17 protein-coding genes and 1 pseudogene are annotated in these 15,101 nt (G+C 44.8%); 8 read left to right on the top strand and 10 right to left on the bottom strand.

From position 1 onward, the window contains the following. The first annotated feature begins 49 nt into the window (after positions 1–49). From pabB to AC3RV5_RS08880, 3 genes are all read left to right on the top strand, one after another. A complete protein-coding gene (gene pabB, locus AC3RV5_RS08890) occupies positions 50–1,486 on the top strand; it encodes an aminodeoxychorismate synthase component I (RefSeq protein ID WP_489731564.1) in 1,437 nt (478 codons plus the stop codon). Beyond that, positions 1,479–2,048, top strand: coding sequence for a CoA pyrophosphatase (locus AC3RV5_RS08885; RefSeq protein ID WP_489731563.1), 570 nt, complete (start codon positions 1,479–1,481; stop codon positions 2,046–2,048). Before pabB ends, AC3RV5_RS08885 begins: the two co-directional genes overlap by 8 nt. A 156-nt stretch (positions 2,049–2,204) precedes the next feature. Beyond that, positions 2,205–3,578, top strand: coding sequence for an L-serine ammonia-lyase (locus AC3RV5_RS08880; RefSeq protein WP_489731562.1), 1,374 nt, complete (start codon positions 2,205–2,207; stop codon positions 3,576–3,578). A 93-nt stretch (positions 3,579–3,671) separates the two neighbouring features. Here the strand turns inward: AC3RV5_RS08880 and cysB are convergent, their stop codons facing one another. After that, a complete protein-coding gene (gene cysB / locus AC3RV5_RS08875; protein ID WP_489731561.1) occupies positions 3,672–4,646 on the bottom strand; it encodes an HTH-type transcriptional regulator CysB in 975 nt (324 codons plus the stop codon). Between the two features lie 219 nt (positions 4,647–4,865). On the opposite strand from cysB, the gene AC3RV5_RS08870 reads away from it, so the two are divergent. Then, positions 4,866–5,561, top strand: a complete 696-nt coding sequence (locus AC3RV5_RS08870) for a sensor histidine kinase (RefSeq protein ID WP_489731560.1) — start codon at positions 4,866–4,868, stop codon at positions 5,559–5,561. 85 nt (positions 5,562–5,646) lie between these two features. Beyond that, positions 5,647–6,414 carry a hypothetical protein gene (locus tag AC3RV5_RS08865; protein WP_489731559.1) on the top strand — a complete coding sequence of 256 codons (768 nt, stop codon included), beginning with the start codon at positions 5,647–5,649 and terminating at the stop codon, positions 6,412–6,414. 21 nt (positions 6,415–6,435) lie between these two features. Here AC3RV5_RS08865 and AC3RV5_RS08860 read toward each other — a convergent pair whose 3' ends face one another. Next, complete coding sequence (locus tag AC3RV5_RS08860; RefSeq protein ID WP_489731558.1) at positions 6,436–7,320, bottom strand: LysR family transcriptional regulator; 885 nt, start codon at positions 7,318–7,320, stop codon at positions 6,436–6,438. Between the two features lie 113 nt (positions 7,321–7,433). Here AC3RV5_RS08860 and AC3RV5_RS08855 point away from each other — a divergent pair, with 113 nt between their 5' ends. From AC3RV5_RS08855 to AC3RV5_RS08845, 3 genes are all read left to right on the top strand, one after another. Continuing rightward, the gene (locus AC3RV5_RS08855) at positions 7,434–8,150 is read left to right on the top strand and encodes a CoA transferase subunit A (protein ID WP_489731557.1); all 717 of its coding nucleotides are present in this window, start codon (positions 7,434–7,436) and stop codon (positions 8,148–8,150) included. 9 nt (positions 8,151–8,159) lie between these two features. Then, complete coding sequence (locus tag AC3RV5_RS08850) at positions 8,160–8,816, top strand: 3-oxoacid CoA-transferase subunit B (protein WP_489731556.1); 657 nt, start codon at positions 8,160–8,162, stop codon at positions 8,814–8,816. Between the two features lie 77 nt (positions 8,817–8,893). Then, a complete protein-coding gene (locus AC3RV5_RS08845) occupies positions 8,894–10,222 on the top strand; it encodes a DEAD/DEAH box helicase (RefSeq protein WP_489731555.1) in 1,329 nt (442 codons plus the stop codon). 127 nt (positions 10,223–10,349) lie between these two features. On the opposite strand, the gene AC3RV5_RS08840 is transcribed toward AC3RV5_RS08845, so the two are convergent. The 8 genes and pseudogenes from AC3RV5_RS08840 to AC3RV5_RS08805 form a co-directional block, all read right to left on the bottom strand. Next, entirely contained in the window at positions 10,350–10,901 is a 552-nt protein-coding gene (locus AC3RV5_RS08840) for an NAD(P)H nitroreductase (protein ID WP_489731554.1), read from the bottom strand. 123 nt (positions 10,902–11,024) lie between these two features. Beyond that, positions 11,025–11,645 carry an HvfX family Cu-binding RiPP maturation protein gene (locus AC3RV5_RS08835; RefSeq protein WP_489731553.1) on the bottom strand — a complete coding sequence of 207 codons (621 nt, stop codon included), beginning with the start codon at positions 11,643–11,645 and terminating at the stop codon, positions 11,025–11,027. A 116-nt stretch (positions 11,646–11,761) separates the two neighbouring features. Then, a complete protein-coding gene (locus tag AC3RV5_RS08830) occupies positions 11,762–12,478 on the bottom strand; it encodes an ABC transporter permease (RefSeq protein WP_489731552.1) in 717 nt (238 codons plus the stop codon). Between the two features lie 82 nt (positions 12,479–12,560). Beyond that, positions 12,561–13,319: a tRNA isopentenyl-2-thiomethyl-A-37 hydroxylase MiaE gene (miaE, locus tag AC3RV5_RS08825; protein ID WP_489731551.1), complete on the bottom strand. Its 759-nt coding sequence runs from the start codon at positions 13,317–13,319 to the stop codon at positions 12,561–12,563. A 668-nt stretch (positions 13,320–13,987) separates the two neighbouring features. Continuing rightward, on the bottom strand, positions 13,988–14,245 hold the full coding sequence (locus AC3RV5_RS08820) for a type II toxin-antitoxin system Phd/YefM family antitoxin (protein WP_489731550.1): 258 nt from the start codon (positions 14,243–14,245) through the stop codon (positions 13,988–13,990). 159 nt (positions 14,246–14,404) lie between these two features. Beyond that, positions 14,405–14,533: pseudogene (gene miaE, locus AC3RV5_RS08815) on the bottom strand (tRNA isopentenyl-2-thiomethyl-A-37 hydroxylase MiaE); the annotation flags it as partial. Positions 14,534–14,554: 21 nt separating this feature from the next. Continuing rightward, on the bottom strand, positions 14,555–14,854 hold the full coding sequence (locus AC3RV5_RS08810; RefSeq protein WP_489731549.1) for a putative type II toxin-antitoxin system PemK/MazF family toxin: 300 nt from the start codon (positions 14,852–14,854) through the stop codon (positions 14,555–14,557). Continuing rightward, on the bottom strand, positions 14,851–15,081 hold the full coding sequence (locus tag AC3RV5_RS08805) for a type II toxin-antitoxin system CcdA family antitoxin (RefSeq protein ID WP_489731548.1): 231 nt from the start codon (positions 15,079–15,081) through the stop codon (positions 14,851–14,853). Before AC3RV5_RS08805 ends, AC3RV5_RS08810 begins: the two co-directional genes overlap by 4 nt. Positions 15,082–15,101: the final 20 nt, after the last annotated feature.

The raw sequence follows: 15,101 nt of genomic DNA, 5'->3' as shown, positions 1-15,101 counted from the left end.
AAAGTCACCTGGGCGACAAAATTATAACAATAACGAAAAGCCCAATTCGATGAATAACCCAGTATCAAGCGAACTCACCGTCACTCTGTTATCCCTGCCTGGCGATTACGATATGGCCACATTATTTCAGCATTACGCAGACCAAGACTGGGCTATGTTACTCGATTCGGCTAATAGCCAGCATCAGGATGGTCGTTTTGACATTATGGTAGCCGCCCCTAGCGCCACCTTAATAACAAGAGGCGACACCAGTTCCATCTGGTATCGACAAGATGACCGCCGGCATACCAGCACGGCCGACCCACTTATCTTGCTGCACAAATTAGTGGAGGACCTTATTCCACCGACCGAAAGTAACGACAACAAGCCTCAGCCAGATCCCCATGTGCAGTTACCCTTTAAAGCCGGTGCCATGGGGTATTTTGCTTATGATTTAGGACGTCGTTTTGAAATTTTACCGCGATCCGCAGATGATCATCTACAAGTCCCCGACATGGCGTTTGGCATCTATAGCTGGTCGGTGATCAAAGACAACCACAGCGGGTTATTTTATTATTGCTCCATTGACCCTACCACAGGCCCAGGTGCTGAATTTATGAACAGCTTGGCTGGCATGAACAAGGGTGCAGATAGTTTTGCCTTACTCAGTCATTGGCAGGCAAACATGCAGCAAGCTGAATATATGCAAAAACTGCACAGGATAAGTGAATATTTGCGCGCTGGGGATTGTTATCAAGTAAACCTGGCTCAGCGCTTTGCGGCGCAATATCGGGGGGACGAGTATCAGGCTTACCTGCGTTTGCGTCTCGCCAATCGGGCGCCATTTTCCGCCTTTGTGCGCATTCCGGATCACGTGATCTTGAGCATTTCACCGGAGCGATTTTTAGCCGTAAAAGACAATAAGGTGCAAACTAAACCCATTAAGGGCACCCGTCCCCGGTCAGCAGATCCTGCCCAGGACCAGGCAAATAAAGAGGCGTTGCGAGTATCTGAAAAAGACCAGGCAGAAAATTTGATGATAGTCGATTTATTACGCAATGACTTGAGTAAAAGCTGCCAACCAGACTCAGTGGATGTGCCACAATTGTTCCAAATTGAGAGTTTTGCCGCAGTGCATCATTTAGTCAGTACAGTGACCGGCACCCTAGCCAAAAATGTTAACCTGGTCGATTTACTACGCGGGGCCTTCCCCGGGGGCTCGATAACCGGCGCACCAAAGATCCGCGCCATGGAAATCATCGAAGAACTTGAACCCCACAGACGCACTATATATTGTGGCAGTATCGGTTACCTGGGATTAAATCGCGATATGGACACCAGTATTTGCATTCGCACCTTATTGTGTGAAAACCACACTATCTATTGTTGGGCTGGGGGAGGCATAGTAATGGATTCAGTAGCCGAAGAAGAGTATCAGGAAAGCCTGGATAAGGTATGCAAAATTTTACCTCTGCTAAGCGATCGACAGATGACGAACGATGACTAAATTCGAGTTTTTGGCCCGCTTCCATCATGCGCGGGTTATCACCCCCGAGCGAGATTTCCCTCTTGAAGCCACGGGAAGACCAGCGGCGGTGTTACTGCCGATCACTGAACATAACGGTGTCTTAAGTATGTTGTTTACCCTGCGTGCTCGGCATCTAAAACACCATGGGGGACAAGTCAGCTTTCCTGGCGGTAAACAGGAAACGTATGACCACAATCTGCTGGCCACAGCATTAAGGGAGACCCATGAAGAGATTGGACTGACCCCAGCCAGCATAGACATTATTGGCAACCTGCCCCGCTACCGCACAGTGAGTCGCTTTGAGGTAACCCCTTTTATCGGTTTTGTGCAACAGCCTATGCACCTCAAGCTGGATACCAATGAGGTAGAATTGGTCTTTGAAGTGCCCCTGACCTTTCTGCTCGAGCGGCGCAACCACTTTATACACTGGGTGAAACGCGACAACATGCAACATCCGATCTACTTTATGAACTGGCAGGGCAACGTCATCTGGGGAGCGACGGCCGCTTTTGTGCGCACCCTGTCAAACCATCTACTGTAATAAGCCGCTTGTGTAGGTCAGTCTGGGGATCCTCTGACCCGTTGCAATAAATCTTTACATCTCCCCTGGTTAAATATTCCAAAGAATCAGTTGTTCAACCCCGTGCAAACCTGCACAATCAACCACTAAGTTAACAAATAATTAGCATCCATTTTTATGATCAGTGTTTTTGATATGTTCAGTGTGGGTATTGGCCCATCAAGTTCCCACACAGTGGGACCCATGCGCGCCGCCAAGGAATTTTGCCAACGCCTCAAAGCAGATAATTTGTTCGAACAAACAACCCAAGTGCGCGCCGAATTATTTGGATCTTTAGGGCAAACCGGCAAAGGCCACGGCACGGGTAAAGCGGTTATTCTGGGGTTGCTCGGACACGCCCCCGAGAGTATAGATGCCAGTACAGTAGATGAAATATTAGCCGGGGTGCATGACACGCAAAGCCTGTTATTGGACGACGAGAAAATCGTTCGGTTTGCCAACAAAGACGCCATAATCTTTCACCGGCGTAAAACCCTGCCCCATCACGCCAATGGCATGACCTTACATGCATTAAAAGGCGGTGAAATCATTGCCTCACATTCGTATTATTCTATCGGCGGAGGATTTATTATCCGCGCCGAAGATTTTCTCACCCAAAAAACTGCCGCCCTGAATCTAGTGGAAAAACCCGTTCCCTTTGCCTTTTCAAGCGCGGATCAACTGGTCAGTTTATGTAAAGAAAATGGGTTTAGCATCAGTGCGTTAATGTTTAAAAATGAACAGGTCTTCCAACCCAAAAAAGACATTACAGAAAAGCTTTGGCATATTTGGCAGGTAATGCAAGAGTGTGTGCAAACCGGCATTCGCACCGAAGGTATTTTACCCGGTGGCCTCAAAGTGACCCGCCGCGCACCAGATTTATATAGACGCCTGCAAAGCGAAAAAAATGCCGATCCTATGGTCGCCATGGATTGGGTTAACTTGTTTGCCCTGGCGGTTAATGAAGAAAACGCCGCTGGCGGCAGAGTGGTCACCGCCCCGACCAACGGCGCGGCAGGGATCTTGCCGGCGGTATTGTGTTATTTCGACAAGTTCGTGCGCCCTGTGGATGAAGATATAGTTTGTCGCTACCTGCTGACCGCCGCAGCTATTGGCATATTGTACAAAAAAAACGCCTCGATTTCCGGTGCCGAAGTGGGATGCCAGGGTGAGGTGGGAGTAGCCTGCTCGATGGCAGCCGGTGCCTTGACAGAAATTATCGGCGGCTCAGTTGATGCAGTGGAAAATGCAGCTGAAATCGGCATGGAACACAATCTGGGGTTAACCTGCGACCCTGTGGGAGGCTTAGTCCAAGTGCCTTGTATAGAGCGCAATGCCATGGGGGCGATTAAAGCCATCAACGCCTCTCGTTTAGCTTTACGTGGCAGTGGCCAACACAAAGTATCGTTAGATAAAGTGATCAAGACCATGTGGGATACAGGCAACGACATGAAATCAAAATACAAGGAAACAGCCCGAGGCGGCTTGGCGGTTAATATTATCGAGTGTTGAAACCGCACATCGCTGCACGAACATTACCGGTAGTAATAAAAAAGAGGCAATCATTTGCCTCTTTTTTGCTATTCGTTGACAAAGTAAAAGTCTTTATTTAACCGGTAAGGTTAAACCTTTAAACAATTTCTCAACTTCTTCATTGTTTTTCTGCATCATGGCTTTTTCAACCACCGGCTTGGTTAAGTGCGGGGCAAAGCGCTCGATAAAATCGTACATGTAACTGCGTAAAAAGGATCCTTTACGGAAACCGATTTTAGTGGTGCTGTATTCAAACAAGTGACTAGCGTCAATTTTAACCAAATCCCCATCCAGCTTGTCATCGACTGCCATTGAGGCAATCACGCCAATCCCCACACCAAGACGCACATAGGTTTTAATTACATCTGCATCTGTGGCGGTAAAAACAATTTTAGGCTCCAGACCGGCCCGACTAAAGGCCTGATCTAACTCAGAACGTCCGGTGAAACCAAATACATAGGTCACCAGCGAATACTGGGCAATATCTTCTATGGTAATAGAGGTATTTTTTGCCAAGGGGTGATCACGGTTAACGATGATACTGCGGTTCCAGTGATAACAAGGCAGCATCACCAAATCGTTATACAAATGCAAAGCTTCAGTGGCAATGGCGAAATCCGCTTCTCCTTTGGCCGCCAGATCACTGATTTGTGAAGGCGTTCCCTGATGCATATGTAATGACACCTTAGGATATTTGCGCATAAAGCCCTTGATCACATCCGGCAGCGCGTAGCGAGCTTGAGTGTGCGTGGTAGCGATATTCAGTTTGCCCTGATCCGGTAAGGTATGCTCTCGGGAAACGGCTTTGATACTTTCCACTTTCGCCAAAATTTCCCGAGAAATGTTGATCACATCCTGTCCAGCATCGGTGACATGGGTAAGATGTTTGCCACTTCGTCCAAAAATCTGCACACCCAGTTCGTCTTCCAACATACGCACTTGTTTGCTGATCCCCGGTTGTGATGTGTATAAACTCTCGGCAGTCGCCGACACATTAAGATTGTTGTTGAGCACTTCAACAATGTAACGAAGCTGTTGTAATTTCATGGCAAAGCCTTGATTGTTATATTCAAAGATGTATATATATTAATTTCTTATATACCGAGAGGGGAATTAATTCCATAACATTTTTAAAACTATTTAAATTTGTCTACGGTTATACCTTTTCCATTAATGATGTGACGTGGTCAGTAAATCATTGTAAATTAAAGGATACTATAATTTTATGCTAGTGTATCCGAGTACCGGCAAACACCATGGTTTTATATGAATAACGACAAGGGTCAAATTGACTTCGCCACAGTGCTGGCTTCGGCCGTGCATGACATGAAAAACTCACTATGCCTGCTGATCCAGTCAATTGAAAGTTTGGGGCATACTTTACCGGCTGAACATACCGCGTCAGCAGAACACTTTGCTTCTGCTCATTATGAGGCCTCTCGCCTGAATACGGGTTTAGTGCAATTACTCTCACTCTATCGGGCAGGTATGGACAGTTTGCCGTTGAACGTTGATGAACATTATGTGGAAGATGTAGTGGATGAAATTCTGGCTGCCAACGAAAATTACATTACCCACAAAAAAATCACCCTAGAGGTTGAGCAAGAGCCTGACTTAGTGGGATACTTCGACGCAGATTTAGTGAGTTTATTATTAAACGATATGTTGATAAATTCCATGCGTTACAGCAATCACAAAATATTATTACGAGTCTTTCAGCAAAATAATTTCTTGGTTTTTCAAGTAGAGGATGACGGTCCGGGCTACCCGCAAAGTATGCTGGATGCACACACTATCACTATGCAAAACTATGATATAAGCCAAGGGAGGACGGGACTTGGCTTATTTTTTGCTAGATTAATTGCCCAAGCACACACAGCCCAAAATAGTGATGGATCAATATCCTTAGCCAACGGTGGTGCATTAGGCGGAAGTGTTTTTACCTTAAAATTACCCGTGTAACCAATATTTTCAAATAAATGTTGCTAACAATCGTTTGTACACAATGTATACGCCCACAAATATGGCCAGTAGGATAAGATAAAAAATGGTTTTTCCGATAATAATTGTATTAATAGTATCCCTAATTGTCATAGCGATAATTGTTAATGCCGTGCAGCAGCACAAGAACAAAGTTGAAGGGGAAAAACGCGCTGAAGTCGCCAAACAAAAATTGGTAATTGATGAAACCGAACAAATTTTGCTGACCACCGAACACATCCCAATCAGCCAGCGTTTACAGTTTATTCTGCAACAGCGCATCCTAAGTGCCCTAAAAATTATGGCTCAGGTTAATCCTAGTGTTTTGGATATACGCAACAGGATCCAAACCGCCGCAACAAAACTAAAAAGCTATGCAGTCAACCAGGACGCTCCCTCGCAAGATACTTTTTTGCTACCCGGTAATGACAAGCAAGTGATTCAATTTATTAAATCGATTAAGAAAATGCGTAGTTTGTTGCGCTCTGAATATTCTAAAGGCCGAGTAGACAGCAGTGCCTATTCACTTGAAGACAAGTATCTGGAGCGCCTGCAATTGCGTGCCAATGTTGAAACCCTGATGCGCCGGGGGGAGGTAGCCCTAAAGGCCAACCAAATGGGCTCTGCACGTCAATGCGTAGAAAAAGCCTTAACGGCTTTGGCGACTCAATCACAGCCTGACGAATATATTCTCATGCGCAAACAACAGCTTGAAGAACAATTACGCGTCATCCAGGATAGTTTGAAATCGGCCAATACCGAAGATGTGAACAAACGTAAAGAATCGGAGCGCAATGAACTCGATGAACTGTTTGCCGAAAAGAAAAAATGGTAAAGCACGACGTTTGCTGAGCCATTAGTGACTCACTACCCAGTCCCAAAGCGACTGAGCCGACACCGACATGTTGCTACGGGTCTGTTTTATCATTCCCACGCGTTTGCTCAATTCGGCATTTTTAATGGGTAAACAGACTAATCCCAGGCGAGTCATTTGCGCCCGGCATAACCCGGGCACCACAGACACCCCCAGCCCGTGCTCCACAAACTGGCCAAGAGTGGCAAGCTGCGAGGCTTCGGCCACAATATTCAGGCTAAAACCCAGTTGGCCACAATAATCATCTACCCAGCCACGTATGGCGGAGCCTCTGTTCATCGCCACAAAAGGGCGGGTATTTAGCTCTCGCCAGTGAAGAAATTTATGTGTTGCCAGCGGACTGCTCGTCGGCAATACCGCGATAAACTCGTCGGTGAACATAGGATGGAAGTCGATACCGTCCAATTGTTCCGTTTCGAAGGTAAAACCTAATTCGACTCGTCCCTGGGAAACAGATTTAATCACCTGCTCCATTACGATGTCCGCTACACTTATTTTGATATTTGGAAACTGTGACTGGAACTGATGCAAAATTCCCGGTAACTGACCTACGGCAAAAGATGGCATGGCGGCAATGGACAATTTCCCCCGGCCCATAGAGAACACGTTTTGCAAATCACTAAAGGCGTCGTCCCAATCATTGAGTAAGCGCTGGGCAACAGGCAAAAATTCCCTTCCTTCCGGCGTCATCTGCACTTTACGTGTGGTTCGGGAAAACAATGCCCCTCCAAGTTGCCCTTCCATTTTTTTAATCGCAGTGGACAAGGCCGGTTGTGATACACACATTTTTTCCGCCGCTTCGGCAAACGTTGTCGACTGCGCCACGCGAATAAAGGCTAACAGCTGTCTATAGGAAACATTTGGCATGCAACTTTCAACCTATTCATAAATTTTATTTATCAATTCAGATATTAATTCAATTTTACTATGAAAAGATAGTCTCTATATTAATGTTAACTAAAGGTAAACGAGGAAGTCTTATGGCGGGTTTTGATAAAGTTGTCACCAACTATGCACAAGCAATGCAGGGGTTAGAAGATAACATGACAGTGATCGCCGGGGGTTTTGGCCTGTGCGGTATTCCAGAGGGCCTGATAGGGCAAATAAAGGCTATGGGCACCACCGGACTGACGGTGGTTTCAAATAATTGCGGCGTAGATGGTTTTGGTTTGGGTTTATTACTGGAAGAGCAACAAATTAAAAAGATGATTTCGTCTTATGTCGGCGAGAATGCCCTGTTTGAAAAACAATTGCTTAACGGTGAGTTAGAAGTTGAGTTGACACCTCAAGGTACGCTGGCAGAAAAAATGCGAGCCGGCGGAGCCGGTATCCCGGCATTTTATACCGCCACAGGTTATGGCACCCCAGTGGGTGAGGGTAAAGAGGTACGCGAATTTAATGGCCGCCCTTACATATTGGAAGAATCTATAACCGGCGACTTTGCCATAATTAAAGCTTGGAAAGCCGATCGTTACGGTAACTGTATTTATCGCCATACTGCGCAAAATTTTAATCCTATGGCGGCCACTGCCGGTAAAATAACCGTTGTAGAAGTGGAAGAGATAGTCGAACCGGGAGAATTACCACCGAGTCAGATCCATACCCCGGGAATCTACGTGGATCGCGTCATACTTGGACAATTTGAAAAACGTATCGAACGCAAAGTTCTGTCTCAATCCGCTAACGAACAAAAATAGGAGATAACCATGGCATTATCCAGAGAGCAAATCGCCATGCGCGTGGCCCAGGAATTTCACGACGGTGATTATATTAATTTGGGCATAGGTATCCCTACCCTGGCAGCTAGCTATGTGCCATCCAACATGCAAGTCATGTTGCAATCGGAAAACGGTTTGTTAGGCATGGGGCCTTATCCCACTGAAGAGCATGTAGATGCCGACATGATCAACGCCGGTAAGGAAACCGTCACCGCAGCCACGGGGGCGTCTATTTTTAATTCGGCAGAAAGTTTTGCCATGATCCGTGGTGGCCATGTGGATGTTACTGTGTTGGGTGCATTCGAGGTTGACTGCCACGGGAATATCGCTTCGTGGATGATCCCGGGTAAATTAATCAAAGGCATGGGCGGCGCAATGGACTTAGTGGCAGGAGCCAAAAACATTATTGTCACTATGACCCATGCCGATAAACACGGGCATTCCAAGTTGTTGACAGACTGTACGTTGCCATTGACCGGAGTGAACTGCATCAATCGCATCATTACCGATTTGGCCGTTATCGAGGTAAAAGACGGCGCATTTCATCTAGTAGAGCGAGCACCAGGTGTTTCGGTAAATGAAATCATCGACAAAACGGCCGGTAAACTTATGGCCGAAGGAGAAATCCCGGAAATGCAGTTTTAGCCTGGACGTAAAATAAACCTCCATAAAATTCGCTGCAATTGTATAATGGGTTAATCTAGTTTTTTGAGTACTCTTTTTTGCAATTCAGCGATCTCCCCTTAGACCATCGTCTTGGTAAAGCCCTAGAAATTAAAGGCTTTAGTGAAGCGACCGACATTCAGGCCCAAGCCATTCCTTACGCTATGCTGGGCAAGGATCTTATAGCTTCCTCCAAGACCGGCTCAGGCAAGACGCTGGCGTTTCTGTTACCAGCCGTACATCGCGTATTAACCAAACAACCTCTGAGCCGCAAAGACCCCAGAGTGCTGATCCTGGCACCGACCCGGGAACTAGCCAAACAGGTATTTTTACAACTTAAATGGTTAATATCCAAACAACAACTTAAAGCAGCACTTATTTTGGGTGGCGAGAATTTTAACGATCAGGTAAAAGCCCTGCGCCATTCTCCCCAATTTGTAGTCGGCACGGCCGGCAGAATAGCCGATCATTTGACCGGTAAGTCTTTGTATTTAAATGGCTTGGAACTGCTGATCATGGACGAGGCGGATCGCATGTTAGATCTGGGATTTTCTGCTCAGCTCAAACAAATCAATGCGGCGGCGGACCATCGAAAACGTCAATCCATGATGTTTTCGGCCACTTTGGATAACGCAGCCCTACATTATTTAACCCAATCCATGCTCAAGGCACCCCAGCGCATCAGCATTGGTATCTCAAGTGAAGAGCATAAGGACATTAACCAACGTTTTTATCTCGCCGATAATGTTACGCACAAAGAAGCAATGCTGGCAGCGGTCATCAACGAAAAAGAACATCGGCAAATCATCGTATTTACTGCCACCCGGGCGGACACCGAGCGTCTGTCGACTATTCTCAAAGACCAAGGTCTGTATAGTATTGCTTTAAGTGGAGATTTAACCCAGGGCCAGCGCAATAATATTATGAGTGAATTTGGCCGGGGTCAGCAGCATATACTGGTTACCACTGACATTGCCTCCCGTGGCTTAGATTTACTAAATGTATCCCTGGTGGTGAATTTTGATTTACCTAAACTTGCCGATGAATACGTACACCGGGTTGGCCGCACTGGTCGCGCCGGCAATAAAGGCGAGGCGATTTCCTTTGTTGGTCCCAAAGATTGGGCCAGCTTTTTATCGATTAAATCTTTTTTACAGCAGGAAATCAGCTTTAGCATCATCGACGGTTTAGCTGCTAAATTTAAAGGATTACGTCCACCTAAGCCTAAGTTTACTGCTCCGGCTAAAACAGGCTCGCATAAACGCAAGGTGGGTGCCACTGCAACGCCAGCGGCGCCAAGCAGAATCAAACCCATGCAAGGTACAGATGTGGGTGATAGGCCTATGAAACGCAAGCCGCGTGTGGTGATAAATGACGAAGACGAATAAACACACCAGACGCTCGGCCCGACGCTTAAGTCAAAAGAAGCTGACAGACTATTCCGTCTCAAAATGAAAAAGCCAGGCACACTGACTGGCTTTTGATAACAGCTCAAATACGATCATTTAATTCGTTTTAGAACCAGAATTCGAAATAGTTATCTATGGCTTTTTCGGGTTTAGGGTTGGCCTGTGTCACGGGGGTACCAATATATAAAAACCCAACAATTTCGTCCTGCTCTTTAAGATCAAATGCAGATTTCACACCTTCATTCTGGGCGAAGCTGCCGGTGCGCCAAATGCCACTAAACCCCTGAGCCACAGCAGCCATTTGCATGGCATGCACCGCACAGGATGCAGAACAAATCTGCTCTATCCACGGCACTTTAGGATGATCAACAAATTTACTGATTGCCACGATCACCATAGGGGCCCGCGTGGTTAGCTGCGGTGCACGTTCTATTTCTTTTTCTGACATATCGGCATCGATGGCCGCCCGTTCAAATATATCACCTAGACGTGTCAGGCCTGCTTTTTGACAAACGATAAACTTCCAGGGGGTTAACCCTGCATGATCCGGTGCGCGCAGCGCTGCTTGCATAATATTTTGCAGTGTTTCACCTTCAGGGGCTGGTGCTTTTAATCTGGGTTGAGAACTGCGGTTAAGCAATAAGTTTAAGGCGTCCATTGAATAACAATACCTCGGTTTAGAATGACGATTTGCAATCCAGTATGGCGACAATTATTTCCTTGAGCAATAAAAAAAGGCGCACTGTGCGCCCTTGTTAATCAGGATCTGACCATTATAATTTTAAGCAGGCATAAACCTCTGTTTAATATAGTGGTCAAAACTGGTATACCTGCCCCCGCCGGTGAAAAATAACGACAGCAGCATAATAAAGTAGGTCGCCGCAAATTCAATGCCGTTGTTGAGCACAACAAATTTGCCACTAGAGGACAGCCAAGTGTAATTGCCATGCTCTTCTAATAAATTTCTGGCAGCGGATAATTTTTCCGGCGCGCTCATCACGTTTTCATTTAAAAATAGTGTACCGTCGGAAAACCAACTTGAAGCATCGGCAATGGCTGTCCAGCCATGGGGCCAATGCACGGAGAATATTGCGACTAACATTGTGATCATTAAAGGGATCGAAGCCCAGCGAGTAGCCAAACCAATTAAAATCAAGATCCCTCCTAACAGTTCAGCAGCAATAGCCAAGGAAGCCATGAATGCAGGAAAGGGTAAACCTAAACCATAGTCCGGGCTACCGAACCAGTCCGCGGTATTATCAAAACTGCCCAACTTGGTCCAGCCCGCCTGGATCATTACAGGTGCCAGATACAAGCGCAATAATAATGGCGCTATACCGTCTACCACAGACGTCTTATTGAGTAAGGCCTGACAGTCCCTGGAAAGTTTCACAATGCTCATATTACAACCATCTATAGATCCATTCCTCTATAGATAGGTTATATAAGGAAAAACTTTCAAAACCCTAACAACGATAAAAACCTGATAAGCATAAGTTGCTACCCGCCCTAGACTATTTAAGGTTTATAATCCATCTCTGCCAAGCCGATCCTTTGACTTAAAACCAGAAATAGTGCTGATGAAATACCTGCGGCCGCGAAGGTCATAAACATAACCATGATTTGATAACGCACTGCAATTAGCGGCGATACCCCAGATAAAATTTGCCCTGTCATCATGCCTGGAAGCGCAACTAAACCCACCGCAAAAAGCGAATTAAGCATGGGGATCATTGATGTCTGAAATGCCTGATTGCGTGCTCGAACGAAACCAATGTCATGTTTGAGTTCACTGACTAAGCGTTCAGCCGCTAAACTAACAGCATTCATCGCACTAGAGAAAATCATGCCCGCCAAGGGAATGATGGATTGCGGTAAGTACCAGGGAGACAATGCCAAAACCCCCTGTCCGACTATCAGCAAATTCAGGCCGCCTCCCAGCAATATGGCAAGCAATGCATAGAAAAATAAATGCCTGCGCAATTTGCGAACAGTACCCAGGGCAATCCAGCTCGCCGCACATAACATCACGCTTAGCACAAGCAACACCATCATAGCGCTGTCCGATGCAAAAATGTAAGCCAAAAAATAACCAATGAAGAGCAATTGAGTGAGCATGCGCACTATGGCCCAGGCCGCATTTTTAGCGTCTAATGACCACTTGAGCATGATGCCGATCACCAGCAAGGCTGGAATAGCACTTATCACTAAATTACTTAGGGGAATAGTTTGCATAGCGTGGCACGTGCATCTTTCGTTTCAGGTCTGAACAAAAGAGTACAGCCTATACTTATAATTTCAAAACATTAAGAACGGCCTACAACTCGTGCGGCACACCGCTGTGAAATCTAAACTCTTGGTCGACTACCTGAATAAGTTGTGCTTCCACTTCAGCAAAATAGTTAATCCTGGGACTAATATCTTCTGTGGCAATAATTTGGGCTAAGGATAAATAATCCTGATAATGACGGGCTTCCGAACGTAATAACGAGATATAGAATTTTTCTAATTCAGGATCAAGATTAGGTGCCAGTTTAGCAAAACGCTCACATGAACGGGCTTCAATATAGGCCCCGCAAATTAAGGTATCGATTAACTTCTTAGGCTCATGGGTGCGCACATGTTTCATCATGCCTTTGGCGTAGCGCCCTGCCCTGACATTTTTGTATTCGATGCCTCTGGCCGTCATAATATCCAGTACCTGCTGAAAATGATGCAACTCTTCTTTTATCAGCAACACCATCTTATCTGCCAGTTCAGCACCGAAACTGACATCGTCCCGGGCTACTAAGGCTTTACTCAAACCTGCGTGTTTACCATTAAAGCTACCGACAAAATCCCGGCGATACACAAAGTCTTCGTATGGTTTTAGCCAGGCAAGTAACTCGGCTGCATTGACTTTATCCACTGCATATTTACGAATAAGCAGCATTGCCGTCTGCGCAGCTTTCAGCTCGCAATTGCAATGATCTATGAGTAGATTTTCAAGATTTTCTGGCTTGATGGCCTCGTCAATCCAAGACTGCGGGGTTTCACATTGTAAAAAAGCATTAATTGGTTTTAAAAGTTCGTTCAACTATCGATTCTCTTTTCAATTTGGTTAAAATAAGTGAAATTAATTGCAGCTATACTAAGCGTAATATTCTATCAAAAAAAGAGTGAACAAAATTAATTCCTGTGCTTCAAATTCCTAATAAAAATTCTACACAAATTAGACCAGCATCAGTGCCATATAGAAAATGATCAATTGAATGCTGTAAGTGATGATTGCAATCACGATGAATTGCTTGCGTTTAGTTAAAAATAACGCGGCGCTTGGACTAACTATGATTCTTGACGAATAGTTGACTGAATATTAAATCACTTATAAAGAAGACAATAATCAATTAGAATTTGAGCAAGATCTTGTTTTTGAGAGCAGAATACAACTACGTTAATGGTATTTGAAGCCTCTTCGAAACGGTACAATATCCTGAAGCCGTTTGCAGTGAATTCGCGATAATTCGTCATCCCTAAAGAAGACAGGTGGGGTGATATATGCAGTGATTTAGGGTTTTCACTGACGGCTTTTTCAAACTTATTAATGATATCAAGAACGCGCTTAATTACGAGCTTTTCGGAAGAAAAAGGGGACAGATAGTCAATGCTCAAGTCAACTAAGTTATCAAATGTTGACGCGTAGATCATGTTAACTATCAAGAATGGTAAGCTCTGTCATAATGAGGGCAGAAATGCATATAATGACTACTTAGTTTCTGCTTTTTTGAGACGATTCACTAGACGGGATTTTAATTCATCACTAGTGACTCCATTCCCTCTTTTTAATTCAATCTCTGCGAAGCTAGTTAATTTTAGCATTGCAATAGCATCATCTCGAAATTTGCGTTGCGCATAATCTTCAATTACATATGCAGGAGAACCGTTCTGAGTAACAATAATAGGTTCTTCGACAGGTAGATCAGCTACATGTTTCTTGATAAAGCTAATAGTTTCTATACGCATGACTTTTTCTCCGAACTTTTCTTGGTCCAAATATAGACCAAGTATAGACCTGTTGCAAGTGGGGTTCTAATGAGTGCCATTTATGCAACAACTAAAAAAGACCTATAAGATATAAATTTCTTCGACTAATTCCTGCATTTTTATATAGTTGCACACATACGCCTTCAGCTCACAATTAGCATGGTCCACCAGCAAAGTTGGCAGATTCTCAGGCTTGATCGCTTCATCGCTCCAGCTTTGAGGGGTTTCACATTTAAGAAAATAATTAATTGGATCTAATAACTTCATAACATTCAAAACGGCACTCACTTAAAAACCATCAATTAATAAATCCAACCCCGATTTGATCTCAGAACGATAAAGCTGCAAATCTTTTTTGGAGAGTGTTTTGATTTGTTTTTTAGAGATCGTAGCTATGTCTAGTAGGTCAACGTAATAAGCCTCTTCGTCAAGCATGATTGGAATTTGCAGACCTTTGATGAGACTTTCCTGTGAACAAGTTTGGATAGTTGCAACTAGAATACTGTCTACTTCGTTAAACAAAGTATTAGTAAGAATAACAAGCTTTTGACCATATGCTTCACATACTGAAAACTGCTGAAAACTCATAGTTGTCCAATTTTCTCAGAAAATGTACCTTGTTCCTCAACTCTACGATTATGTTCTGCTATTGCATGTTTGTTTTCCTGCTGCCAACGCTCATATTTAGCCACTTTCACAGCTTTGCTTAATGCCTCTTCTAAAATTGCAGACGGACTTAACTTAAGTTCTTTTGCGTCACTTATTAGTTGTGCGTTAATGGACGTATTACAAGATATTTTGTGATTAACTGACATGCGACTTCCTCGATACAATA

Source organism: Paraglaciecola sp. IT1134 (genome assembly GCF_058068185.1).
The sequence above is the reverse complement of the archived record's forward strand: the minus strand, read 5'-3'. Positions and strand labels throughout refer to the sequence as shown.